Raw genomic sequence first — 281 nt, forward strand, 5'->3', positions numbered from 1 at the left:
CGGCCAGGACGCCGTGACCCTGCAACTCGCCGACACGACCGGGACACCGGTGGCCTCGGTCGACTCCCTCGCCCTCCGCTCGGTGTCCCCGGAACAGCTGCGTGCCTCCGGGGACGGTGCGGCGGAGTCCCTCTTCCGCGTCGAGTGGACGCCGGTCACGGTGCCGTCGGGCGTCGAGCCGGACGGCGGATGGACCCTGATCGAACCCGAGGGCCTGGATGCGCTCGATGTGGTGCCGGGGACGGTGGTGGTGGATGGGCTGACTCCGTGGGGTGGGCCGG

The 281-nt window shown here is 73.3% G+C and carries 1 protein-coding gene; it reads left to right on the forward strand.

Annotated features, from left to right (window positions below; genetic code table 11):
• On the forward strand, positions 1-281 hold a 281-nt coding region (locus tag LMU33_RS41075), incomplete at both ends, for a hypothetical protein (protein WP_228627245.1).

Origin of the sequence: Streptomyces barringtoniae (assembly GCF_020819595.1) — a bacterium.
In the GTDB taxonomy this organism is placed as follows: domain Bacteria; phylum Actinomycetota; class Actinomycetes; order Streptomycetales; family Streptomycetaceae; genus Streptomyces; species Streptomyces barringtoniae.